The following is a 22,041-nucleotide window of genomic DNA, read 5'->3' as shown; positions in this document are numbered from 1 at the left end:
CGGGACCGGCAAGACGGGCGCGAGGCGAGGAGATCCGGTGCGAGACGCAGACTTCTTCCGGCGGTGGATGGCGGCCGCCGCGGCCGCGGTGGAGCGCGAGGCGGACCGGCTGACGGAGCTCGACTCCCCGATCGGGGACGCCGACCACGGGAGCAACCTGCTGCGGGGCTTCACCGCCGTACGGGCGGCCCTGGACGCGGAGGCCCCGGCGGCGCCGGGGGCTGTGCTCCAGCTCGCCGGGCGGACGCTGATCTCGACGGTCGGCGGCGCCTCGGGGCCGCTGTACGGGACGCTGCTGCGGCGCACGGGCAAGGCGCTCGGGGAGGCCGCCGAGGTGTCCGACGACGAGCTGCGCGAGGCCCTGTACGCGGGGGTCGGCGCGGTGGCGGTGCTGGGCGGGGCGGCGCCGGGCGACAAGACGATGCTGGACGCCCTGGTGCCGGGGGTCGCCGCGCTGAGCACCTCGTACCGGGCGGCCGGGGACGCGGCGGAGAACGGGGCCCTGGCGACGGTGCCGATGCAGGCGCGCAAGGGCCGGGCGAGCTACCTCGGCGAGCGGAGCATCGGCCACCAGGATCCTGGCGCCACCTCGTCGGCGCTCCTGCTGGGGGCCCTGGCGGACGTTGCGGACGGCGTGCTGTGACGGGCGGCCGGGAGGACGACGGCCTGGTCGGCATCGTGCTGGTGTCGCACAGCGCGTCGGTCGCCGCGTCGGTGGCGGAGCTGGCGCGGGGCCTGGCGGCGGGCGGACCGATGGCCCCGGTGGCCGCGGCGGGCGGCACGGCCGAGGGCGGCCTCGGCACGAGCGCGGAGTTGATCGTCGCGGCCGCGCGGGAGGTGGACCGCGGCGCCGGGGTCGCCCTGCTGGCGGACCTGGGCAGCTCGGTGCTCACGGTGAAGGCGCTGCTGCTGGAGGACGAACTGCCGCCGGGCTCCCGGCTGGTGGACGCGCCGTTCGTGGAGGGCGCGGTGGCGGCGGTGGTGGCCGCCTCCGCGGGAGTCGCGCTGCCGGCGGTCGAATCGGCCGCCGGCGAGGCGTACGCGTACCGCAAGGCCTGAGCCCGCGCCGCGACCCGCGGCGCGGGGACCGGGTTCAGCGGCCGCGCAGGGATTCGATCTCGCGGCGTTCGCGCTTGGTCGGGCGGCCCGCTCCGCGGTCGCGGATGCCCACCACCGCGGCCTCGACGGGGGTGGGCGGCGGGGGGCTCTTGTCGATGAGGCATTCGGCGGCGACCGGAGCGCCCACCCGCTTGGACACCGGCCGGCGGACCACGACGATCCGCTCGCGCCCCGCGTGGAAGAGCCGCACCTCGTCGCCCGCGCGGACCGGCTGCGCCGGCTTGGCGCGCTCCCCGTTGACCTTCACGTGACCCGCCCGGCAGGCGGTCGCCGCCGTCGAGCGGGTCTTCGTCAGGCGCACGGACCAGATCCACGCGTCCACCCGCACGGTTCCCGTTTCCGTTCCCGTCACCTCATCAGCCATGACCCGACTCTAGCGAGACGGGCAAGAAGGAGCGGAACTGTATTTGGGGGATGCACCAACGGGCATGGCATCTGCCATGTACCTCACCCCAAGGGAATTGCAAATGCGCCACGCGTGCCCCTACCTTGTCGCACATGCAGTCCTACACCATCGGACAGGCGGCACGCCTGCTGGGCGTCAGCCCGGACACCGCGCGCCGCTGGGCCGACGCCGGCCGGGTCGCGACCCATCGCGACGAGGGCGGCCGTCGCCTGATCAACGGCCGTGACCTGGCCGCTTTCTCCGTCGAGGTCGGCCAGGGCGCCCACCTCGAGGACGGAGAGCCGTACACCTCGGCGCGCAACGCCTTCCCCGGCATCGTCACGGCCGTCCGGCTCGGCGATGTGGCCGCTCAGGTCGAGATCCAGGCAGGTCCCCACCGCCTCGTCTCCCTGCTCACCCGTGAGGCCGTCGAGGAACTCGGGCTGGAGGTCGGCATGCAGGCCATCGCCCGCGTGAAGTCCACCAGCGTGCACATCGACCGCACCTGACGTCCCCACCCGCTCCGCCCGTCACCGGCGCGGGTCACCCACCACGCGGAACCGGCACCCGGCCGGCCGCAGACCCGACCGAGGAGCTCCGCTCATGTCCCCGACCCTGACCCGCCGCCGCGCCGCCGCCGCCGCGCTGACCGCCGCCCTCCTCGTCCCGCTGGCCGCCTGCGGCAACAGCAGCGCCGACGGCGCGAAGAAGAGCGGGGCCGAAGCCTCGGCCTCGGCCTCCGCCTCCGCCGAGCCCAAGGCCGTGAACCTCACCGTCCTGGCCGCCTCCTCCCTCACCGACGTGTTCAAGACGGCGGGCGCCGCGTACGAGAAGGCCCACCCGGGCACGAAGATCACCTTCTCCTTCGCCGGTTCCCAGGAGCTCGCGGCGCAGGTCAAGCAGGGTGCGCCCGCCGACGCCCTGGCCACGGCCGACACGAAGACCATGGACGGCCTGAAGGCCGAGACCGGCGAGGCCAAGGTCATCGCCAAGAACCGCCTGGTCATCGCCGCGGGCAAGGGCAACCCCTTCAAGATCGACGAACTCAAGGACCTGGCCGACAGCAAGCTCAAGGTCGTGCTCGCCGCGCCCGAGGTCCCCGTCGGCCGGTACAGCAAGGAGATCCTGGAGAAGCAGGGCGTCACGGTGAAGCCCGTGTCCCAGGAGCCGAACGTCCGCGCCGTGCTGAGCAAGGTGGAGCTGGGCGAGGCGGACGCGGGGCTCGTCTACAAGACCGACTCCGCCAAGTCCGGTGACAAGGTCGTCTCCGTGGAGATCCCGGACGACCAGAACGCGGTGGCCTCCTACCCGGCCGCCACGATCAAGCAGTCCAAGAACCCCGAGGCCGCGGCCGCGTTCGTGGCCTGGCTGAGCACGCCGGAGGCGCAGAAGATCCTCCAGGACGCGGGCTTCCAGCGGCCGTAGTCCTCGGCCGTGCCCGAACGCCGCGAGGGACTGCCTGTTCCGGGGGGATAGGCAGCCCCTCGCGGCGTTTGCGCGCGGGCCGACCGTCGTACGGGCCGACCCGACCGTCGTACGGGCCGGACGGCGATGCCCCGGCCCCGCACCGCGGCCTGATCCGGCCTGATCCGGCCCGACCTGCGACCGGCAGCCCGTGAGTCAGCGGCCCCAGGGGGCGCCCGCGTACGCTTCCCCCGCAGCCGCCCGCCCCGCCCCTCCCCGCCCTCAGCCAGGAACCCGATGAGCAGACTCCGCACCCGCACCCGGCCCCCCGTGACCCTGGCGCTCCCCGCGCTGCTCGCCGTCGCGTTCCTGCTGCTGCCGCTGATCGGCATCCTCACCCGCACCCAGTGGGGCGAGCTCGGCGCGCACCTCACCAGCCCCGGTGTGGTCCAGGCCCTGAAGCTCTCGCTCGTCGTGTCGCTGTGGGCCCTCGGCTTCTCGCTCCTCCTCGGCGTGCCGCTCGCCTGGCTGCTGGCCCGCGTGGAGTTCAAGGGCAAGGCCCTGGTCCGCTCGCTGGTGCTGCTCCCCATGGTGCTGCCGCCGACCGTCGGCGGTGTGGCCCTGCTGCTCGGCTTCGGGCGGCGCGGGCTGCTCGGGCCCTGGCTGGAGGACAGCTTCGGGATCACCCTGCCCTTCCACACCTCGGGCGCGGTCGTCGCGGCCACCTTCGTGGCCATGCCGTTCCTCGTCATCAGCCTGGAGGGCGCCCTCGGCGGGCTCAAGCGGAGCTACGAGGAGACCGCCGCCTCCCTCGGCGCCTCGCCGGTCCGCGTGTTCTTCACGGTGACGCTGCCCATGGTGGCCCCCGGCCTGGTCGCCGGCGCCGCGCTGACCTGGGCCCGCGCGCTCGGCGAGTTCGGCGCCACCATCACCTTCGCCGGCAACCTGCCCGGTACCACCCAGACCCTGCCGCTCCAGGTGTACCTGCTGCTCCAAGACCAGCCCGAGGCCGCCACCTCCGTCTCGCTGCTGCTCCTCGCCATCGCCATGGCCGTCCTCATCGCCCTGCGCGGCCGCTGGACGGCAACCCCGGTCGCCCGCACGACCGCCGAGGCGCCGCCGGTGGCCGAGGAGAACCACGTAGAGGCGGTTGCCACGCAGGCGGCCGCACCCGGCGAAGCCGGCCACTGGCCCCTGCACGCCACCGTCACCGGCTTCAACCGGCTCACCCTCGACGCCGAGCCCGGCACCACCATCGCCGTCGTCGGCGAGAACGGCGCCGGCAAGACCACCCTGCTGCGCGCCCTGCTCGGCCTGACCCCGCGGGCCCATGCCGAGCTCAGGCTCGGCGACACCGACGTCACCGCGCTGCCCCCGCACAAGCGGCAGGTCGCCTGGGTCCCGCAGGACGGTGCGCTGTTCCCGCACCTGAGCGCCCTGGCCAACACGGCGTACGGGCTGCGCGCCCGCCGGGTGCCGCGCGCCGAGGCCCGCCGCGAGGCGCGGGCCTGGCTGGATCGGCTCGGCGTCGGGCACCTCGCCCAGCGCCGGCCCGCCCAGCTGTCCGGCGGGCAGGCCCAGCGCGTGGCCCTGGCCCGCGCCCTGGCCGCACGCCCCCGGCTGCTGCTGCTCGACGAGCCGCTCGCCGCCCTCGACCAGACGACGAGGGCCCACGTCCGGCACACCCTGCGCACGCATCTGGCGGGCTTCGGCGGGGTCTGCCTGATCGTCACGCACGATCCCGTCGAGGCGGTGTCGCTGGCCGACCGGGTCCTCGTACTGGCCGACGGGCAGACCCTCCAGGACGCGCCGCCCGCCGAGGTGACCCGGCATCCGCGCTCCCCGTGGGTGGCCCGGATGCTGGGGCGCAACGCCTGGCCGGGCACCGCGTCGGCCGACGGGCTGGCCCTCGCCGCCGGGGGCCGGCTGGTGGTCGCCGAGGCGCTGCCCGAGGGGGCGCAGGCGCTGGCGATCATCGCCCCGGAGGCGGTGTCGGTGCACCGGAAGCAGCCGAGCGGCAGCCCCCGCAACGTCTGGCAGGGCACCGTACGGGAGATCACCGCGGTCGGCAGCCGGCTGCGCGTGCTGATCGCCCCGGCCGGGGCCCCCGACCTGGTCGCGGAGATCACCCCGGAGGCGGCGGCCGAACTGGGCATCGTCGACGGCGCCGAGGTGTGGACCAGCGTGAAGGCCACCGAGGTCACGCTCGTACGCCTCTGACGGCCGGATTGTCAGACCCCTCCGCTACTTTGTCGATCATGACGAACTTCGTACTGGTGGCAGGTGCTTGGCTCGGATCGTGGGCGTGGGACGAGGTGACGCCGCAGCTGCGTGCGGCGGGCCACGGCGCCCACGCCCTGACGCTGTCCGGCCTCGCCGAGAGACGGGCCGAACCGGCCGGGCAGCAGACGCACGTGCGGAACGTCGTCGAGGAGGTCGAGCGCCTCGACCTGCGCGATGTCGTCCTGGTCGGGCACAGCTACGCGGGCATCCCGGTCGGCCAGGCCGCCGAGCGGATCGGCGACCGGCTGGCCCGGGTGGTCTTCGTCGACTCCAACGTCCCGGCCGACGGGGAGTCCTTCGTCTCCACGTGGTGGGAGGGCCCGGCGAAGCTGGAGGCCGCGATATCCGGAAACGGCGGCTTCTGGGCGCCGTTGACCGCGTCCGACTGCGAGGGCCAGGGCCTCGGCGCCGATCAGATCGCGCGGATCGTGGACGGCGCCACCCCGCACCCGGGAGCCACACTGTCCGAACCGGCCGTACTGGCCCGCCCGCTCGGCGAGCTGCCGACGACGTACGTCAAGTGCCTGCTGGACGGCCCCGAGCCGAACGAGGACGTGGCCCGGCTGCTGACCGGCGACAACTGGCGGCTGGTCCGGATGGACACCGGCCACTGGCCGATGTTCTCCCGCCCGCGCGAACTGGCGGAGATACTCCTGGCCGCGGCCGCCTCCTGACGCGGGAGACCGTACGCCGCGGTCCGGGTCAGCCGGGCACCGGCGCCGGGGCGGCCGCCACGGCGAATTCGCACCATACGCATTTGCCGCCGCCCCGGGGTTCCACGCCCCAGGCGTCCGAGAGGCGGTCCACCAAGAGGAGGCCACGGCCCGACACCGCCCAGTCCCCGGCTTCGCGCGGCCTCGGCAGGGCGCTGCTGGAATCCTCGACCTCGATGCGGATGCGCCCCTCCGCCGTCAGCCGCATGCCGACCTCGCCGCCGCCCTCCGTGTGGACCAGGGCGTTGGTCATGAGCTCGTCCGCCGCCAGTTCGATCTCGTCGGCCCTGTCCGGCGCCCCCCAGGCGGCCACCGCCGCCCGGATCAGATGGCGGGCCATCGCCGGGGCCTCCGGGTCGCCGGGTTCCAGCCGGTGGCGCAGCGGACCGCCGCCGCGGGCGGCGGGGGTGCCGCGGCGGCGCAGGACCAGCAGGGCCATGTCGTCCCCGCCGCCCGAGTCGCCGACCAGGTCGCACAACACGTCGGCGAGTTCCTGCACGTCGACCGGGCCTCCCTGGACGGCGGTGATCAGCTCCCGCATGCCGGTGTCGGGATCCTGCCCGGGCCGTTCGATCAGACCGTCCGTGCACAGCAGCAGGGTGTCGCCCGGGTGCAGTTCGAGGCTGGTGACCGGGTAGCCGGTGCCCGTCCCCGTACCGGGAGGGTCTCGGGGCGGCAGCCCGAGCGGGAGGCCGCCGGCCACCTGGATCCGGTGGACGCTGCCGTCGCCGCGCCGCACGATCGGGTCCAGGTGGCCGGCGCGGACCATGCGGAGCATGCCGGTGTTGAGGTCCACCTCGGCGTAGGTGCAGGTGGCGAACCGTTCCGTTTCCAGATCGCGCAGGAAGGCCGAGGCCCGCGCCATCGCCGTCCCCGGGGTGTGCCCCTCGGCCGCGTACGCGCGCAGCGCGATGCGCAGCTGCCCCATGACGGCGGCCGCGTCCGTGTCGTGCCCCTCCACGTCGCCGATCATCACCCCGACCCGACCCTCGCCGAGCGGGATCACGTCGTACCAGTCGCCGCCGACGTCCCGCCCCATCCGGGCCGAGCGGTACCGTACGGCGATCCGCACCCCCGGCACCTCCGGGATCCGGCGGGGCAGCATGGCCCGCTGGAGCCCCTCCGCCAGGTCGTGCTCCTGCTCGAAGAGGATGGCGCGCTGCAGGCTCTGCGCGATGCCGCTGCCGAGCGCCATCAGTACGTTCCGCTCCTCGGCGGTGAAGTCCCCGTCGCGGGTGTAGAGCAGCCCGAGCGCGCCGATGGGCCGTCCCTGGGCGATCAGCGGCAGGTAGACCCCGCTGCGGACGGACAGCGGCTCGATGTACGGCCACAAATCCGGGTAGCGGACCTGGAACTCCTCGCGTGCGGCGAGGTAGACCGGCTGCATGGTGCGCACGGCCTCGCTCATCGGGAGCCGCGCATCGATCCGCGTGTATTCGATCTCGGGTACGTACGAACCCAGCTGCCCCTCCGCGACCAGGTGGATGCGGCCGCCGTCGACGACGCCCAGCATCACGCTGACCGCGCCGAGGTGCCCGAGGGCCTGCGGGTCCTTGAGGATGTCGGTGACGTCGTTGACGGTGCGGGCGTGGGCGAGGATGGCCGTGGTCCGCTCGACGACCCCGGTCATCCGACGCCGCCCCTCGGCCTGCTCCCCGGCGGCCCCTTCCGCGCCGGGCTCGCCGGGGTCGTGGGCGGCGTCGCGGAGGATCCCGATGACGCGGTACGGGCGACCCCGCGGGTCCCGCAGGATATGCCCCTGGATGTGGGTCCAGGCCGGTGACCCGTCCCGGCGGCGGCTGCGCACGTAGGCCCCGTAGTGGCTGCGGCCGTCCTTCAGCGCCTGCGCGACCCGGGCGTCGAGCCGGGCCTCCTCGGCGGGCGCGAGGCGCGCGCGCAGCCCCTCGGAGGTACCGGTGAACTCGTCCGGGCGCAGGTCGAGGACCTCGAGGGCGGTCGGGTCCAGGTGCAGCCGCCCGCTGTCGAGGTCCCAGTCGAAGGTGCCCATGCGGTTGAGCGCAAGGCTCGTATCCGGCCGCGCGGGCCAGTCGACCTCGGGGTTCCGTCCCCTCAGGGCCATGCAGCCAGGGTCTCACTCCCGCCCGCCGGTGTCCCCACGGGACGGATCGGATCAGGAAAAGGGACCAAAGTCCCGGCCTGTCAGGACCTTTCCCGAATGTCGGGCTTATACGATTCCGCGAAGATCGACACAATCTTGATCATCTTTTGCGGCGTCAACAGCCTGCCGACACGGGCAGGTTGACGCCCATGGTTGTGTGGGGTGTGGCTTGTCGCAAGCGCCGATACCGACCGGAGAGCCGGCCGAGGACGTGGGAGGAGCGGAGGGGGACGGAGCCGGGGAGGGCACGAGACCCGGGCGGATACGCGCGGTGGCCGGCGCCTCCCGTGGTGTGGTGGTCCGCCCCTACCGGGACCCCCTGGTCCTCGGCCCGCTCTTCCGCGACGAGGAACCGGGCCCCTCCGGCGGCGACCGGGACGGCCCGCAGACGCTGCGGCAGCAGCCCGTGGCCGGCGGGGCGATACCGCGGCCGGCGGCCCCGGCTCCGGCCCCGCCGCCTGCACGGGGCGCCTCCCGGGCGGCCCCGGCGCCTCCCGCGCCCGCCCGGCGCACCCTGCCGCCCGTTCTCGACCCGAAGCTCGCCGAGCACCCCGCCCGGGCTCTTTCCGGCTGGTGGGCCCTGCTCGCCGTGGTGCTCGCCGGGGCCGGCGCCGCCCTGCTCGCACGGCACGAGGACCTCCGCCTCCACGGCCCCCTCCCCCGCACCGCCGCCGAGGCCTGGCCCCTCGCCGCGCTCGCCACCTGCGCCGTCCTCGCCCTCACCGCGCCGGCCGGGCTGCGCCGCGGCCGCACCGGCCACGCCTGGGCACTGACCCTCTTCGGCCGCTACCGCGGCACGATCCGCCGTACCGGACTCATCTGGTCCAGCCCGCTGCCCCGGCACGCCCGGGTCGACGTGAGGCTGCGGCACTGGCGCAGCGAACCGCTGCCCGTCGTCGACTCCGAGGGCACCGCCCTGCGGGCCGTGGTCCTGGTGGTGTGGCGGGTCAGGGACACCGCCCGGGCCCTGCTGTCCGTCGAGGACCACGCCGCCTACCTGCGCGGACAGGTGGAATCCGCGACGGCCCGGGTGCTCTCCCGGATGCCGGCCGACTCCTTCCGGCCGCCGGGCGGGGCCGAGCCGGAGACCCTGCGCGACACCGAGGCCGTCGGTGACGAGCTGACCGCGCTGCTCGCGGCCGAATGCCGGGCCGTCGGCATCGAGGTGTTCTCCGCCCGGCCGCTGCACGTCGAGTACGCCCCGGAGGTCGCCGCCGCGATGCAGCGCCGCCGGATCGCGGCCATCGACGCCCGGTACCGCGACTCCGTCCTCACCTCCGTCATCGACGCCGTCGACGACACCGTCCACCGGATGTCCGACCGCGGACTCGTGAGCCTGGACGACTACGAACGGAAGGCCCTGGTCAAGGACTTGACCGTGGCCTTCTACACGGCGCGCGGCCCCGCCGCCGACGCCCGCTGAACCACCCCCGAGGAAACACCCCCGATGGAAGAGGAACCACGCATGCGCACACCCGAGTTCACCGAGGACATACCCGACAGCTGCGACTGCACCGGCTGCGCCCGCGGCACCACGGCCCTCACCGCCGCGGCCGCACGCCGCCGCTGCACCGTGCGCGGAGCCGTGGTCGCGGCCGTCGGCGCCACCCTGCTGATCGGCGCCGGAGCGGGCACCGCCGCGGCCGAGCCCGCGCCCTCGAAGGCCGGCTGGGACGGGTCGAAGTACTGGTACAAGGACGAGACCGGCTGGTGGCGCTGGACCTCCCACTACGACAAGTACGCGGCGAAGACCGGCCAGTCGGGCCGCGGCGCCACGCCGGCGCAGGGGACGGGGTCCGCCGTACGCAGCTCCGAGCCGACCTTCCGCGGCCGCGCGGGCTGGGACGCCACGGACCGCGTCTACTGGTACAAGGACGCGACGGGCTGGTGGCGCTGGACCGGCCACAAGGAGAAGTACGAGCGCTTCGCGGGCCGTTCGGGCGGCTCGGGCTCGGCCGGCTCGGGTTCGTCCGGCTCGGGTTCGTCCGGCTCGGGTTCGTCCGGCTCGGGTTCGTCCGGCTCGGGTTCGTCGGACTCGTCGGGATCGGGCTCCTCGGGCTCGGGAACCCCCCTGCGCCAGGGCACCGAAGGCGCCGTCGCCTTCGCCAACGGCCACCTCGGCGACCCGTACGTCTGGGGCGGCAACGGCCCGCACGGCTGGGACTGCTCCGGCCTGGTCCAGGCCGCCTACCGCAGCGCCGGGATCTCCCTCCCCCGGGTCGCCGACGACCAGTACCGGGCCGCCACCCCGATCTCCCGCTCCGAACTGCGCCGCGGGGACCTGGTCTTCTGGAGCTCGAACGGCTCGGTGTCGGGCATCCACCACGTGGCGATCCACCTCGGCGACGGCAAGTACCTGGAGGCCCCGCGCCCCGGCAAGAACGTCCGGATCTCCAGCTTCAGCGCGTACGACCCGAACATGTACGGCCGGGTCCGCTAGTGCGGTGACCTCCGGTCAGGACGGGCCGGTCGCGCTCGCGTCGTGGACCAACAGGGCGATCTGGACCCGGTTGTTGAGGTCCAGCCGGGTCAGGATCCGCGACACGTGCGTCTTCACCGTGGGCAGCGCGAGGTGCAGTTCCCGCGCGATCTCCGCATTGGAGAGGCCGCGCCCGACCGCCAGGGCCACCTCCCGCTCGCGCTCGGCCAGCCGTTCCAGCCGGGCGCGGGCGGCGGCCGCCCGGGTGTCCTGCCCGGAGCCGCCCGCCACCTGGTCCATCAGGCGGCGGGTGACCGCCGGGGACAGCACCGGGTCCCCGGCGGCCACCGTCCGGATCGCCGTCACGATCTCGTGCGGCGGGGTGTCCTTCAGGAGGAACCCGGCCGCGCCGGCGCGCAGCGCCCGCAGGACGTGTCCGTCGGTGTGGAAGGTGGTGAGGACCAGCACCTCCGGGGCGCCGGGCCGGGTCCGGAGCTCCTCGGTGGCCGCCAGCCCGTCGACGCCCGGCATGCGGATGTCCATCAGGACCAGGTCGGGCCGCAGCGCGGCGACCAGCGCGGGCACCTCCGCACCGTCGGCGGCCTGCCCGACGAGCTCGATGTCCGGGGCGCCGCCCAGCATCAGGCTCAGCCCGGCGCGGACGATCGCGTCGTCGTCGACCAGCAGTACCCGGATCACCGGCGCTCCTTTCCTCAGCCCTGCCAGGGTAGCCAGGCGTGGACCCGGAACCCGCCGTCCGCCGGGCCGGCCGTCAGCTCGCCGCCCGCCAGCCTGGCGCGCTCGGCCAGGCCGATGAGCCCCTGTCCGCCGCCCTCGCCGATCCCCGGATCCGATCGGGGCGGCAGCGGCGGGCGGGCGTTGCGGACCTCCACGGTCAGCCCGTCGCCCGGCTGCCCGGCCACCGTCACCTCGACGGTCGCCCCGGGCGCGTGCCTGCGTACGTTGGTCAGCGCCTCCTGCACGATCCGGTACGCGGTCCGCCCGGCCAGCGGCGGCGGCGCGGGCCCGTCGGCCGGCCCCGTCAGCCCCCTCAGCCCCGTCAGCTCCGCCGGTCCGATCAGCGCGATCCGGCCGCCCGCGGCCCGGGCCTCCGCCACCAGCCGTTCCAGGTCCGCCAGTTCCGGCTGCGGGCGGTCGCCGTCTACTGCTTCCCGTCCCGATCCGGTCCGCAGTACGCCGATCACCTCGCGCAGATCGTGCAGGGCCAGGTGGGCGCTCTCCCGGATGACCCCGGCGGCCCGCGCGATCTCCGCCGGCGGGGCGCCGGGGTGGTACTCCAGGGCGCCCGCGTGCACGCTCAGCAGCGACAGCCGGTGCCCGAGCACGTCGTGCATCTCGCGGGCGATCTCCTCGCGCGCCTCCATACGGGCCCGCTCGGCGCGCGACTCGGCGTCCGCCTCGGCCAGTTCGGCGCGCTCCCGCAGCGAGTCGATCAGCTGCTGCCTGGACCGCCGGAACAGCCCCCAGCCGATGGACCCGGCGATCAGGGCGAAGTACGTCACCGCCGACCCCGCCCGGTCCTCGGCCATGTCCGGCAGCTGCCACAGGAAGACGGGCAGCGGGGCGAAGGCCAGCGCCGCCACCCACGCCGTGGCCCGCCACGGCCGGGTCGCGGCGACGGTGAACACCGCCACCATCGCGGGGCCGGTCAGATAGTGCGCCACGCTGCCCGCGAGGAGCAGCACCACCGCGAGCTGTACCGGCCAACGCCTGCGCAGCAGGAGCGCCGCGCACCCGAGCCCGCCGACGGCCTGGTCGGCGGCCCGCCACGCCGGACTGAGGGTCTCCGACACCGGAATGGACTGCGAGCTGACAGCGGCGAAGCAGGCGGCGAAGAGGAAGAGTCCCAGGTCGGCGGCCCAGTCCCGGCGGGTGCGGTGGATGCGGTGGAAGTGGCGCATGTCCCGGAAATCTACGCGGGACCGGGCCCGCGCCGGGGATCCGCACGGCCATCGAATACTTAAGTACGACACCCGGACATCCAACGGACGATCCGCCGCCCGGCGCGGCCCGCCTACCGTCGGAGCATGACCTCCACCACCCCGAAGTCCCCCGTGGCCGCCGTGTCGGGCGTGCTCAGCTTCGTCCTCGTCGTCGGCGGCGCGAGCGGGCTGCTGCACGAGTGGTTCGGCTGGATCCACTTCATGGGATTCGTCCGCTTCCTCGTCCCCGACGGCTACGAGATCTACAGCTACGTCGTCATGGTCGTCCTCGGCCTCGCGGTGGGCGCGGCCGGTGACGCGCTGACCCGGCGCGGCCGCGCCTGATCCGCGTCTCCGTGCCCCCTCCCCGGCGTTGGGGAGGGGGCACGGAAGCCGTACTACGCTCCGGGCCTGGGCTCGGGCTGCGCCGTGAGCAGCGGTTCGGGCTGCGGCACGACCGGGGGCGCCGGGGTCCGCTCGGGCGGCGGGGTCCTGTCGACCGGCGGGGGCGGCGGAGGCGGCGGAGGCGGCGGAGGCTCCGGAGTCCGTTCAGGCGGCGGCGTCCGGTCGACCGGCGGCGGCGCCGGGGGCCGTTCGGCCGGCCCGGTCCTGTCGACCGGCGGCGACGACTTGGTCTCCGTGGGCGTCGCTGACTCTGATCGGGTCTCGGTCTTCGAAGGCGACTCCGACGGCGTACCCGTCTCCGTCTTCGACGGCGACTCGGACGGCGTAGTGGTCTCGGTCTTCGAGGGAGACTCCGACGGCGAACCCGTCTCCGTCTTCGAGGGAGACTCCGACGGCGTACCGGTCTCGGTCTTCGACGGCGACTCCGACGGCGTACCGGTCTCCGTCTTCGACGGCGACTCCGACGGCGTACCGGTCTCCGTCTTCGAGGGCGACTCCGACGGCGTACCCGTCTCCGTCTTCGACGGCGACTCCGACGGCGTACCCGTCTCCGTCTTGGACGGCGACTTGGACGGCGACGTATGCGTCCCCGTCGGGGTCGGGAACGTCGCCGTGGCGGTCGGGGTGATGTACGAGGGCGTCGGGATGACCGGCGGCGGCACCGGCCTGTCGTGCCGGCCGCGGTGGTCGCCGCGGGGCCGCTCGTACCAGTGCCGGTTCTGGTGGTCGTAGATCACGAAAACGTTCACGATGGTCACCGATGGCGTGATGACGACCACGCGCGTCGGCTGGTACGAGTTCCACGTCTGGCCGAAGCGCTTCGGGTTGGCCTTGAGCGCCACCGGGGGACCCAGCGGGTTCCCGCAGGCGCAGCGCACCCGCGGTACACCTCGGTCGTCCACGAGCACGGCCGTCCCTGCCTGGAGCACGGCCTGGTAGGCGGTGAGCCGGCCGTTCTGGAAGCCGTGGTTCGTGACCCGGGTGTCCATCCGCAGCTGCACCGGGGTGAGCGAGCGCAGGTAGCCGGGGACGGATCCCGGCTGGATGCCGAGGGCCGAGGCAAAGGCGCTGTTCTTGGCGGGCTGCGCGGACAGCGCCCTGATCTGCTTCTCGACATCGCAGGCGGGGACGTTCCTCGTGCCCGCGTAGACGCCCGGCGAGGCCCCGCTGACGCTCCGGGTGCCCGTCGGGGTGCCGGTCGTCGCCTTGGGGCCTGTCGTCGCCTTGGGGCCGGTCGTCGCCGTGGTGCCCTTGGTGGCGCTGGGGGACGACGGTTCCGGGGTCTCCGGCAGCGGTTTGGCCTGCTCCGCCGCGGTGGACTCGGTGAACGGGTCCGGGCCGGATGCGGCCACCGGCTGCAGGAAGACCTCGCCGCCGGCCTGGTCGGTGCCGCTGGGCCGGGTGAGCACCACGGCCAGGGCCACGGCCGCCGCCACCGCGACGAGCGCGGTGGCGAGCCGGGGTACGGATCGCCACCACGGGCCGCCGGACTTCCCGCCGGATCCGCCGGGACCACCCGGCGGCCCGGTCGGTGGCGGCGGTATCGGCGGACCCTGCCGCCCGCCCGAGAGCGGGCCTGAGGGCGGCCCCGTGGGGCGCTCCGACGACGGCGGCTGCTGGGGCCGCGGGCGGTCCGGTTGAGTGCTCATGGGCTCTTCTTCCCAGGCGCAGAAAGTCCCCCTTGCGGACCATTGTGTGCGCCGTCCGGGTGGTGCCCGCAAGCCGAGGCTGCCTACGGTGAACGGGTGAGCCCAACGCCCAAGGCTTGGCGGGACGCCCTCGCAGCGGTCGTGGCGGGGTTCGCGGTGATGGCCGCCGTCGCCGCGGCCGGACTGGCGTGCGCCGGTGCCGGCGATCTGCCCGGCGGCGCCTTCCCGCACGTGGTCGCGGCCGTCGTCGTGATGGCGGCCGGCGGCTGGGTCGAGCTGTCGGGCGGAGCCGGCTTCCTCGCGGGGGCCGACGCGAGCCTGTCCGTGCTCCCGCTGTCGGTGAGCCTGGCCGGCGCCCTCACCGCCGGGTACTGCTTCCTGCGCCCGCTGCACAACCGGGCGGTCGCCCGGCCCCGCGAACTGCTGGCCCGCGCCGCCCCGTTGGTCCTTCTCTGGCTCGTCGCGCTCACCGGCGCCGCGTTCCTCGCCCGCCGGACCTTCGGCATCTCCACCGACGACTCCCCTCTCGGGCGCCTCGGCGAACTCATCGACTCCGCACCGACGGTGGGCTTCCGGGCCGACCTGCCGGCCACCCTGCTCTACGGACTGCTGTGGATCCTGGGCCTGTTGCTCATCTCCCTGCTCGTCTCCCGCCGCGCACCGCTCCCCGCCGGACTGGTCCGCTTCCACGCGGCCGTGCGCCCGGCGGCCTTCGCGACGACCCTGCTGCTCCTCGCGTACGTCGTCCTCGGCCTCGGCGTCGGCCTGGTGGCGGCCGCGACGCAGGGCCACGGCGCCCGCACCCTGGCGGTGCTCCTGCTGGGCCTGCCGAACCTCGCCTGGCCCGCGTTCACCCTCGGCTTCGGCGGCGCCTGGGAGGGCAGGGTCGAGGGCCCCTTCGGACTGCCGATGCCGCAGCTGCTGGACCGGGTCCTGCGCGGCCCCGACCTGTCCACGGTCGATGTGGCCTCGCTCGCGCGGCAGGACTCCCGGGCGTGGTGGCTGGTGGCCGTGGCCGCCGTCCTGCTGCTCGGCGCGGGCGTAGTGGCCGCCGTACGCTCCCCCGCCCACGTCCGCCCCTGGCAGCACGCGCTGCACCTCGGCGTGGCACTGGCCCTGGCGACCCTGACGGTGTGCCTGCTCGCGAGGGTCCAGGCCCAGTTCGGCCTCTCCCTGCTGGGCATCGGCGACGTGGACGGCCTCGGCGGCACGGTCCGGCTCACGCCCGTGCTGTGGCGCACGGTCGGCCTCGCCCTCCTCTGGGGTGCGGTGGCCGGCTTCCTGGGCGCCCTCCTGGCCCGCCCGCTCCACCGCCGCGGCCGTGTCGACGAGTCCGCCCCGGTCTGAATCCCCAGGTCAGCCGCTCGGGTCCGGCCCCAGGGCCCCAGGTCAGCTGCCCTCGGACCCGGCCCCCGTCCCCGGCGAATCCACGATCCGGGTCGGGTCGTGCCCCGCCTGCCCCGCCCCCCGCTCGGGCGGTACGTCGAGCTGGGCCGCGACCGGGTCGGCCGGGGGTGTCGGACTTTCCTTTACGTCGGCCACCCCGCCCTTGTCCGCCCGCGCCGGCGGGGGCTCCGGCGGGCGCGGGGCCCCCGGTCCCGCGGCGACCGCGTAGGTGGCCAGGCGGGTCCCGTCGCCGTACATCCACCGTCCCGCCGCTTCGTCGTAGAGCCACACGGACTCCCCGTCGATCACGATCCCGGCGCGCAGGTCCCGTAGGGAGCGGCCGAACTGCTCGCTGTCGACCCTCCCCGCGGCAAGGTCGCCGACGGCCTGCCGGTAGAGCTCCAGGGCGGCGGCGGTCCGGTCGAGGTGCGGGCGCGGATCCTCGGCACGGGCCGGCGCCGGCCCCCCGGTGGTGGGCGGCGGCTGCGGCACGGCGACCAGCAGCCGTCCGTCCACCCAGGCGGACCACCCGTTGGCGCACAGGATCTCCCCCCACTCCCCGCTGCGGGACAGCAGTTGGACGGGCAGGAAGGGGTCCAGGGGGGCGGTCGGCCGGGTCACGTCGGGGGCCTCCCAGGCGGACATGCCCTCCTGGGGGACGATGTGGGTGGGGTGGAAGTCGGCGACCCCGTCCGGGAAGCTCATCGCCGCGGCTGCTTCCGCATGACGGCAGGCTCGTACCGGCGCAGCAGCCGGGCCACCAGCACGCCGTAGAGCGCGGCCAGGGCCACCAGCTTGGCGACGTTGGCCAGCCACACGCCGGCCTCGTGGTCGAACAGCGGATCCTGGGTGAGCTTGCCGGGCACGATCGCACCCAGGTCGATGGTGCCGGCCATGGCGCCCATGGCCCAGCGGGACGGCACGAACCAGGCCAGTTGTTCGATGACGGGGACACCGGAGAGCTTCAGCAGGGTGCCGCAGAAGACGATGTTCACCATGACGAGGAGGACCAGCAGCGGCATGGTGACCTCCTCCTTGCGGACCAGGGCGGAGATCAGCAGGCCGAGCATCATCGCGGCGAAGGACAGCAGGGCCACGACGAGGGTGATCTCGATCAGCGGTGGCATCAGGACGCCCTTGCCGTCCGGCGCGTTGAGTTTCACTCCCGCGAGACCGACCAGGGTGAGGACCACGGCCTGGACGACGGTGATCGTGCCCAGCACCACCACCTTGGACATCAGGTAGGCGGAGCGGGACAGGCCGACGGCGCGTTCGCGCTGGTAGATGACGCGTTCCTTGACGAGTTCGCGCACCGCGTTGGCGGCGCCGGTCAGCACGCCGCCGTTGCACAGGATGAACAGGGCGTTCAGTGCCGTCTCGGGGGTGAGTTCGCTGCCGGCCAGCGCGCGGGCCATGGCTCCCATGACGAACGGCAGCACGACCATGATGACGAGGAAGGTCCGGTCGGTGCTGAGCACGGCGGCGTAGCGCCGGATCAGGGTGGAGAGCTGGGAGCCCCAGCTCTGGGCCTTGGGCGGCGGCTGCGCCACGGCTCCGGCCACCCGGTCGGCGTCCCCCGCGACCCGGGGCATACGGCCGGTGACATCGACGTAGCGGCGGTGGACCGGCGAGCCGCGGTACTCCCCCGCCCAGTCGCGGTCCTGCTGGTTCTCGAACGCCTCGAACGCCTCCGGCCACTCCTCGAAACCGAAGAAGGCCAGGGCCTCGTCGGGCGGGCCGAAATAGGCCACGCGCCCGCCGGGGGCGAGGAACAGCAGCCGGTCGCAGACGTCGAGGCTGAGCACGCTGTGGGTGACCACGATGACGGTGCGGCCGTCGTCGGCGAGGCCGCGCAGCATGTGCATGACGGAGCGGTCCATGCCGGGGTCGAGGCCGGAGGTGGGTTCGTCGAGGAAGAGCAGGGACGGCTTGGTGAGCAGTTCGAGGGCGACGGAGACCCGTTTGCGCTGGCCGCCGGAGAGGCTGTGGATGGGCTGGTCGGCCCGTTGGACGAGCCCGAGTTCGCGGATCACCTCATCCACCCTGGCCTCGCGTTCGGCCTTGGCGGTGTCCTGCGGGAAGCGCAGTTCGGCGGCGTAGACGAGGGCGCGGCGGACGGTGAGCTGGGCGTGCAGGATGTCGTCCTGGGGCACGAGGCCGATGCGGCTGCGCAGTTCCGCGTAGTCCCGGTAGAGGTCGCGGCCGTCGTAGAGGACGGTGCCGCTGTCGGCGGGGCGCAGGCCCGTGAGCGCGCCGAGCAGGGTGGACTTGCCGGCGCCGCTGGGGCCGACGACGGCGAGCAGGCAGTTGGCGCCCACGGGGAAGGAGACGCCGTCCATGAGGACCTTGCGGCCTCGGTCGACGGCGACGGTGAGGTCCTGGACGTCGAGCGAGACCGAGCCCGTGTCCACGTACTCCTGGAGCTGGTCCCCGACGAGGCAGAAGGCCGAGTGGCCGACGCCGACGATGTCGCCCTCGGCGACGCGGGCCGCCCGGTCGACGCGGGCGCCGTTGAGGTAGGTGCCGTTGTGGCTGCCGAGGTCGGCGATCTCGTAGGTGCCGTCGGCGAGGGCCCGCAGTTCGGCGTGCAGGCGCGAGACGATGAGCTCGTCGATGACGAGGTCGTTCTCGGGGGCGCGGCCGATGCGGACGGCGGTGCGGGCGGCCAGCGGGCGGATGTTGGTCGGCTGCCGGAAGGTGCCCGTCAGGGACGGTCTCCACACGCCCGAAGGCCTGGGCTCGGCGGCTCGGGCCGCCGCACGGCCGACGAGTACGGCGCGCGGGCCGTCCTCGGCGCTGCCGAAGCGCAGCTCGCTGCCGGGGCCGACGCTCCACTCCTGGACGCGGTGGCCGTCCGCCCACGTGCCGTTCGTGCTGTGCTCGTCCTCGACGGTCCAGTGGTCGCCCTCGGGGCGCAGGATCGCGTGGTGCCAGGAGACGCGGGGGTCGTCGAGGCAGATCTCGCAGAGTGGGTCCCGGCCGACGTGGTAGGTCCGGCCCGGGCTCATCTCGGTGGAGCCCCTGGCGGTCTCCAGGACGAGTTCGGGCGCGGTCGGCACACCGGGGCGCTGGACCATGCACAGATTTTCCCACGATCCGATCGGACCGGCATAACCGCAGGTCAGGCGGTGCTTATAGGTAATGACAACGGTCCCCGTTGCAGCCTTTGCCGATCGCGGCGAGGTGCGCTTCACTTCACGCGTCAGAACCGAACAAACGGGGGATGCCATGAGCGGGCACGACCATGCGCACGACGGGCACGACGCCGGGCAGGACGCGCACGGGCACGACGCGCACGGCCACGGCCACGGCGGCCACAGCCACGGCGTGGCCGCCGACGCCGACCGGCGCTGGCTGGCGATCGCCCTCGGTCTGATCGGCGCGTTCATGGCGGTCGAGGTCGTCATCGGCGTCGTGGCCCACTCGCTGGCCCTGATCTCCGACGCCGCCCACATGCTGACCGACGCCGTGTCGATCGTCCTCGCGCTGATCGCGATGCGGCTGGCCGCCCGGCCGGCGCGCGGCGGGTTCACGTACGGCCTCAAGCGGGCGGAGATACTCTCCGCCCAGGCCAACGGCCTGACCCTGCTCCTCCTCGCGGTCTGGCTGGCGTACGAGGCGGTGCGGCGGCTGATGGACCCGCCGCCGGTGGAGGGCGGGCTGGTCCTGGTGACGGCGCTCGCGGGCATCGTCGTCAATGTGGCCGCGGCCTGGTGCATCTCCAGGGCGAACCGGTCCTCGCTGGCCGTCGAGGGCGCCTACCAGCACATCCTGAACGACCTCTTCGCCTTCATCGGGACGGCCGTCGCCGGCCTGATCGTGCTCACCACGGGATTCCGGCAGGCCGACGCGATCGCCACCCTCGTGGTGGTGGTGCTGATGGTCAAGGCGGGCTACGGACTGGTGCGCGAGTCCGGCCGGATCTTCCTGGAGGCCGCCCCGGCCCATGTGGACCCGGACGCGGTCGGCGACCGGCTGGTCGGGCACCCGCCGGTGACCGAGGTGCACGACCTGCACATCTGGACCATCACCTCCGGGCAGGCGGCGCTCTCCGCGCACGTGCTCGTGGAGCCGGCGGGTGACTGCCACGCCGTACGCCGGGACCTGGAGCGGCTGCTGGCCAAGGAGTACGGGATCACGCACACCACCCTCCAGGTGGACCACCAGCAGGAGTCCCTCCTCACGGTCGGCCGCGCGGGCGAGTCGGCCGCCTTCGACGCGGGCGCCGACCCGCACTGCGCGGACGCGCACGGGCCGGTCCACCGCGAGGGACCCCACGCACACTGACCCGCAGACCCGCTGACCCGCCTTCGTACGGGGCATACATGCACCCATGACGAACAAGCGCAGTGCCGGACTGCTCCTGTTCCGCCGGACCGGCCAGGGGTCCGACGGCGGGGTCGAGGTCCTGCTCGGGCACATGGGCGGCCCCCTGTGGGCCGGGCGGGACGCGGGCGGCTGGGCCATCCCGAAGGGCGAGTACGAACCGGACGAGACCCCGCGGAACGCGGCCCGCCGGGAGTTCACCGAGGAGCTGGGGCTGCCGCCGCCGGAGGGCGAGTACCTGTCGCTCGGCGAGGTGCGGCTGAGCAGCGGCAAGCTGGTGACCATCTGGGCGGTGGAGGCGGATCTCGATCCTGCGCTGATGGCGCCGGGGACCTTCACGATGGAGTGGCCGCCGCACTCCGGGACCGTGCAGGAGTTCCCCGAGCTGGACCGGGTGGCCTGGTTCGCTCCCCCGCTGGCCGAAAAGAAGCTGATGCCCTCTCAAATGCCCTTTCTGACCCGGCTGTTGGGGTTACTGGAGGGTTGACTACACCTTTACTTGCCAACAATCCCCATCTGCATGGACATTGCACATATGACGAACGTCGTGCTGGTGGGAACCCTGGACACCAAGGGTGTGGAGTACGGCTGGCTGCGCGAGAGGCTGCTGCGCGCCGGCGTCGAAGTGGTACTGGTCGACACGGGAGTAATGGGCGAACCCCGGGTGCCCGCGGACGTGCCGCGTGACGCGGTGGCCCGGGCGGCGGGAGCGGAACTCTCGGAACTGCGCGCGGCCGCCGACCGGGGCGCGGCCGTGACCACGATGGCCCGGGGCGCCGAGGCGACCCTCTTACGCCTGCACGCCGAAGGCAGGCTGGACGGCGTGCTCGCGATCGGCGGCAGCGGCGGCACCTCCATCGCCACGCGGGCGATGCGCGCCCTGCCGCTGGGCGTACCGAAACTGATGGTCTCGTCGATGGCGTCCGGGGACGTGGCCCCGTACGTCGGCTCCTCGGACATCACGATGATGTACAGCGTGGTGGACATCGCGGGGATCAACAGCATCTCCGCGCCCGTCCTGGCCAACGCGGTGGAGGCGGTCGCCGGGATGGCGAAGGCCTTCGCCCGCGCCTCGCTGGAGCTGCGCCGGCCGGCCCCGCTGGGAGCGGGCGGCCGCCCGCTGATCGCGGCGAGCATGGCGGGCGTGACCACGATCGGCGTGGACGCGGCCCGCGAGCGGCTGACCGAACTGGGCTACGAGGTGCTCGTCTTCCACGTCAGCGGCACCGGCGGCCGCACCCTGGAGACCCTGGCCGGGCAGGGCATCTTCGCGGGCGTCCTCGACCTCACGCTCAGCGAGCTCGCCGACGACCTGTGCGGGGGCATCCTCACGGCGGGCCCCGACCGGCTCAGCGCGGCGGGGCGGGCCGGGATTCCGCAGGTGGTGAGCCTGGGGGCACTGGACATGGTCAAGTTCGGCCCGCTGGAGACCCTGCCCGAGCAGGCCCGTTACCGGCGGGTCCGCGTCCACAACCCGTCCATCACGGTGATCCGTACGACCGAGGCCGAGTGCGCTGAGCTGGGTCGCCGGGTCGCCGCCAAACTCCGTACGGCGACCGGTCCCACGGCCGTCTGCGTCCCCCTGCGCGGACTGTCCACGCTCGGCGCGCCGGGCGGGCCCTACCACGACCCCGCCGCGGACCTGGCGCTGTTCTCGGCCCTGCGCGAGGGCTTGCGGGGCAGCGCCGCACGGCTCTACGACTACGACACCCACATCAACGACCCCGATTTCGGCCGGGCGGCGGCCGACCGGCTCCACGCCATGATCGGCGCGATCTCGGCCGCGGCCTGAGCCACCCCGGTCGCCCCCGCACGGTTGGGAACCGGCCGTGGCGGAAACCACGTCCCCAGGGGCGCAGTGCCGCCACGGCAGTCAGGGGGGACGGGAAC

Annotated in this window: 19 protein-coding genes and 1 pseudogene; 13 read left to right on the top strand and 7 right to left on the bottom strand. The window is 74.1% G+C overall.

What is annotated here, in order from left to right:
- Positions 1-37 precede the first annotated feature (37 nt).
- Complete coding sequence (gene dhaL, locus ACFWBN_RS22910; RefSeq protein ID WP_385178749.1) at positions 38-643, top strand: dihydroxyacetone kinase subunit DhaL; 606 nt, start codon at positions 38-40, stop codon at positions 641-643.
- Positions 640-1,059 carry a PTS-dependent dihydroxyacetone kinase phosphotransferase subunit DhaM gene (locus tag ACFWBN_RS22905; protein ID WP_385178748.1) on the top strand — a complete coding sequence of 140 codons (420 nt, stop codon included), beginning with the start codon at positions 640-642 and terminating at the stop codon, positions 1,057-1,059. The genes dhaL and ACFWBN_RS22905 overlap by 4 nt, the downstream gene beginning before the upstream one ends.
- Before the next feature lie 34 nt (positions 1,060-1,093).
- On the opposite strand, the gene ACFWBN_RS22900 is transcribed toward ACFWBN_RS22905, so the two are convergent.
- Positions 1,094-1,483: an RNA-binding S4 domain-containing protein gene (locus ACFWBN_RS22900; protein ID WP_385178747.1), complete on the bottom strand. Its 390-nt coding sequence runs from the start codon at positions 1,481-1,483 to the stop codon at positions 1,094-1,096.
- Between the two features lie 134 nt (positions 1,484-1,617).
- Here ACFWBN_RS22900 and ACFWBN_RS22895 point away from each other — a divergent pair, with 134 nt between their 5' ends.
- The 4 genes from ACFWBN_RS22895 to ACFWBN_RS22880 all read left to right on the top strand — a co-directional run bounded on the left by ACFWBN_RS22895 (position 1,618) and on the right by ACFWBN_RS22880 (position 5,865).
- Positions 1,618-2,013, top strand: a complete 396-nt coding sequence (locus tag ACFWBN_RS22895) for a molybdopterin-binding protein (RefSeq protein WP_385178746.1) — start codon at positions 1,618-1,620, stop codon at positions 2,011-2,013.
- Between the two features lie 94 nt (positions 2,014-2,107).
- The gene (gene modA, locus ACFWBN_RS22890) at positions 2,108-2,929 is read left to right on the top strand and encodes a molybdate ABC transporter substrate-binding protein (protein ID WP_385178745.1); all 822 of its coding nucleotides are present in this window, start codon (positions 2,108-2,110) and stop codon (positions 2,927-2,929) included.
- Between the two features lie 276 nt (positions 2,930-3,205).
- Entirely contained in the window at positions 3,206-5,128 is a 1,923-nt protein-coding gene (locus ACFWBN_RS22885; protein WP_385178744.1) for an ABC transporter permease, read from the top strand.
- A 38-nt stretch (positions 5,129-5,166) separates the two neighbouring features.
- Positions 5,167-5,865 (top strand): alpha/beta fold hydrolase, encoded by a 699-nt coding sequence (locus ACFWBN_RS22880; protein ID WP_385178743.1) that lies wholly within the window; start codon positions 5,167-5,169, stop codon positions 5,863-5,865.
- Between the two features lie 28 nt (positions 5,866-5,893).
- Here ACFWBN_RS22880 and ACFWBN_RS22875 read toward each other — a convergent pair whose 3' ends face one another.
- Positions 5,894-7,984, bottom strand: a complete 2,091-nt coding sequence (locus tag ACFWBN_RS22875) for a SpoIIE family protein phosphatase (RefSeq protein ID WP_385178742.1) — start codon at positions 7,982-7,984, stop codon at positions 5,894-5,896.
- Between the two features lie 310 nt (positions 7,985-8,294).
- Here ACFWBN_RS22875 and ACFWBN_RS22870 point away from each other — a divergent pair, with 310 nt between their 5' ends.
- Positions 8,295-9,446, top strand: coding sequence for an SPFH domain-containing protein (locus ACFWBN_RS22870; protein ID WP_385178741.1), 1,152 nt, complete (start codon positions 8,295-8,297; stop codon positions 9,444-9,446).
- A gap of 42 nt (positions 9,447-9,488) precedes the next feature.
- The gene (locus tag ACFWBN_RS22865) at positions 9,489-10,463 is read left to right on the top strand and encodes a C40 family peptidase (protein ID WP_385178740.1); all 975 of its coding nucleotides are present in this window, start codon (positions 9,489-9,491) and stop codon (positions 10,461-10,463) included.
- A 15-nt stretch (positions 10,464-10,478) separates the two neighbouring features.
- On the opposite strand, the gene ACFWBN_RS22860 is transcribed toward ACFWBN_RS22865, so the two are convergent.
- Both ACFWBN_RS22860 and ACFWBN_RS22855 read right to left on the bottom strand, forming a co-directional pair.
- Positions 10,479-11,141: a response regulator gene (locus ACFWBN_RS22860; RefSeq protein ID WP_385178739.1), complete on the bottom strand. Its 663-nt coding sequence runs from the start codon at positions 11,139-11,141 to the stop codon at positions 10,479-10,481.
- Positions 11,142-11,155: 14 nt separating this feature from the next.
- Entirely contained in the window at positions 11,156-12,364 is a 1,209-nt protein-coding gene (locus ACFWBN_RS22855) for a sensor histidine kinase (RefSeq protein WP_385178738.1), read from the bottom strand.
- 126 nt (positions 12,365-12,490) lie between these two features.
- Here ACFWBN_RS22855 and ACFWBN_RS22850 point away from each other — a divergent pair, with 126 nt between their 5' ends.
- A complete protein-coding gene (locus tag ACFWBN_RS22850) occupies positions 12,491-12,730 on the top strand; it encodes a hypothetical protein (RefSeq protein WP_385178737.1) in 240 nt (79 codons plus the stop codon).
- A 413-nt stretch (positions 12,731-13,143) separates the two neighbouring features.
- On the opposite strand, the pseudogene ACFWBN_RS22845 reads toward ACFWBN_RS22850, so the two are convergent.
- Positions 13,144-14,439, bottom strand: a pseudogene (locus ACFWBN_RS22845) (DUF6777 domain-containing protein); the annotation flags it as partial.
- 96 nt (positions 14,440-14,535) lie between these two features.
- Between ACFWBN_RS22845 and ACFWBN_RS22840 the strand changes: the two are divergent.
- Entirely contained in the window at positions 14,536-15,786 is a 1,251-nt protein-coding gene (locus ACFWBN_RS22840) for a streptophobe family protein (protein WP_385178736.1), read from the top strand.
- 42 nt (positions 15,787-15,828) lie between these two features.
- Here the strand turns inward: ACFWBN_RS22840 and ACFWBN_RS22835 are convergent, their stop codons facing one another.
- Both ACFWBN_RS22835 and ACFWBN_RS22830 read right to left on the bottom strand, forming a co-directional pair.
- Positions 15,829-16,530 carry a hypothetical protein gene (locus tag ACFWBN_RS22835; protein ID WP_385178735.1) on the bottom strand — a complete coding sequence of 234 codons (702 nt, stop codon included), beginning with the start codon at positions 16,528-16,530 and terminating at the stop codon, positions 15,829-15,831.
- A complete protein-coding gene (locus ACFWBN_RS22830) occupies positions 16,527-18,902 on the bottom strand; it encodes an FHA domain-containing protein (RefSeq protein ID WP_385178734.1) in 2,376 nt (791 codons plus the stop codon). The genes ACFWBN_RS22835 and ACFWBN_RS22830 overlap by 4 nt, the downstream gene beginning before the upstream one ends.
- A 151-nt stretch (positions 18,903-19,053) precedes the next feature.
- Here ACFWBN_RS22830 and ACFWBN_RS22825 point away from each other — a divergent pair, with 151 nt between their 5' ends.
- Genes ACFWBN_RS22825 through ACFWBN_RS22815 form a run of 3 tightly spaced genes read left to right on the top strand, consistent with a single transcriptional unit; the run spans position 19,054 to position 21,943 of the window.
- A complete protein-coding gene (locus tag ACFWBN_RS22825) occupies positions 19,054-20,112 on the top strand; it encodes a cation diffusion facilitator family transporter (RefSeq protein WP_385178733.1) in 1,059 nt (352 codons plus the stop codon).
- Between the two features lie 46 nt (positions 20,113-20,158).
- Positions 20,159-20,638 (top strand): NUDIX domain-containing protein, encoded by a 480-nt coding sequence (locus tag ACFWBN_RS22820; protein WP_385178732.1) that lies wholly within the window; start codon positions 20,159-20,161, stop codon positions 20,636-20,638.
- 48 nt (positions 20,639-20,686) lie between these two features.
- Positions 20,687-21,943: a Tm-1-like ATP-binding domain-containing protein gene (locus tag ACFWBN_RS22815; RefSeq protein WP_385178805.1), complete on the top strand. Its 1,257-nt coding sequence runs from the start codon at positions 20,687-20,689 to the stop codon at positions 21,941-21,943.
- Positions 21,944-22,041: the final 98 nt, after the last annotated feature.

This window comes from Streptomyces sp. NPDC059989, assembly GCF_042736975.1.
Taxonomy (GTDB): Bacteria; Actinomycetota; Actinomycetes; order Streptomycetales; family Streptomycetaceae; genus Streptomyces.
This window is presented reverse-complemented; position numbering and strand designations above follow the sequence as displayed.

Bases quoted from the DNA above. Each gene is read 5' to 3' on its own strand.
- ACFWBN_RS22900 (WP_385178747.1), bottom strand. From the start codon at position 1,483: ATGGCTGATGAGGTGACGGGAACGGAAACGGGAACCGTGCGGGTGGAC.
- ACFWBN_RS22895 (WP_385178746.1), top strand. From the start codon at position 1,618: ATGCAGTCCTACACCATCGGACAGGCGGCACGCCTGCTGGGCGTCAGC.
- modA (WP_385178745.1), top strand. From the start codon at position 2,108: ATGTCCCCGACCCTGACCCGCCGCCGCGCCGCCGCCGCCGCGCTGACC.
- ACFWBN_RS22885 (WP_385178744.1), top strand. From the start codon at position 3,206: ATGAGCAGACTCCGCACCCGCACCCGGCCCCCCGTGACCCTGGCGCTC.
- ACFWBN_RS22880 (WP_385178743.1), top strand. From the start codon at position 5,167: ATGACGAACTTCGTACTGGTGGCAGGTGCTTGGCTCGGATCGTGGGCG.
- ACFWBN_RS22875 (WP_385178742.1), bottom strand. From the start codon at position 7,984: ATGGCCCTGAGGGGACGGAACCCCGAGGTCGACTGGCCCGCGCGGCCG.
- ACFWBN_RS22865 (WP_385178740.1), top strand. From the start codon at position 9,489: ATGCGCACACCCGAGTTCACCGAGGACATACCCGACAGCTGCGACTGC.
- ACFWBN_RS22855 (WP_385178738.1), bottom strand. From the start codon at position 12,364: ATGCGCCACTTCCACCGCATCCACCGCACCCGCCGGGACTGGGCCGCC.
- ACFWBN_RS22850 (WP_385178737.1), top strand. From the start codon at position 12,491: ATGACCTCCACCACCCCGAAGTCCCCCGTGGCCGCCGTGTCGGGCGTG.
- ACFWBN_RS22835 (WP_385178735.1), bottom strand. From the start codon at position 16,530: ATGAGCTTCCCGGACGGGGTCGCCGACTTCCACCCCACCCACATCGTC.
- ACFWBN_RS22830 (WP_385178734.1), bottom strand. From the start codon at position 18,902: ATGGTCCAGCGCCCCGGTGTGCCGACCGCGCCCGAACTCGTCCTGGAG.
- ACFWBN_RS22825 (WP_385178733.1), top strand. From the start codon at position 19,054: ATGAGCGGGCACGACCATGCGCACGACGGGCACGACGCCGGGCAGGAC.
- ACFWBN_RS22820 (WP_385178732.1), top strand. From the start codon at position 20,159: ATGACGAACAAGCGCAGTGCCGGACTGCTCCTGTTCCGCCGGACCGGC.
- ACFWBN_RS22815 (WP_385178805.1), top strand. From the start codon at position 20,687: ATGACGAACGTCGTGCTGGTGGGAACCCTGGACACCAAGGGTGTGGAG.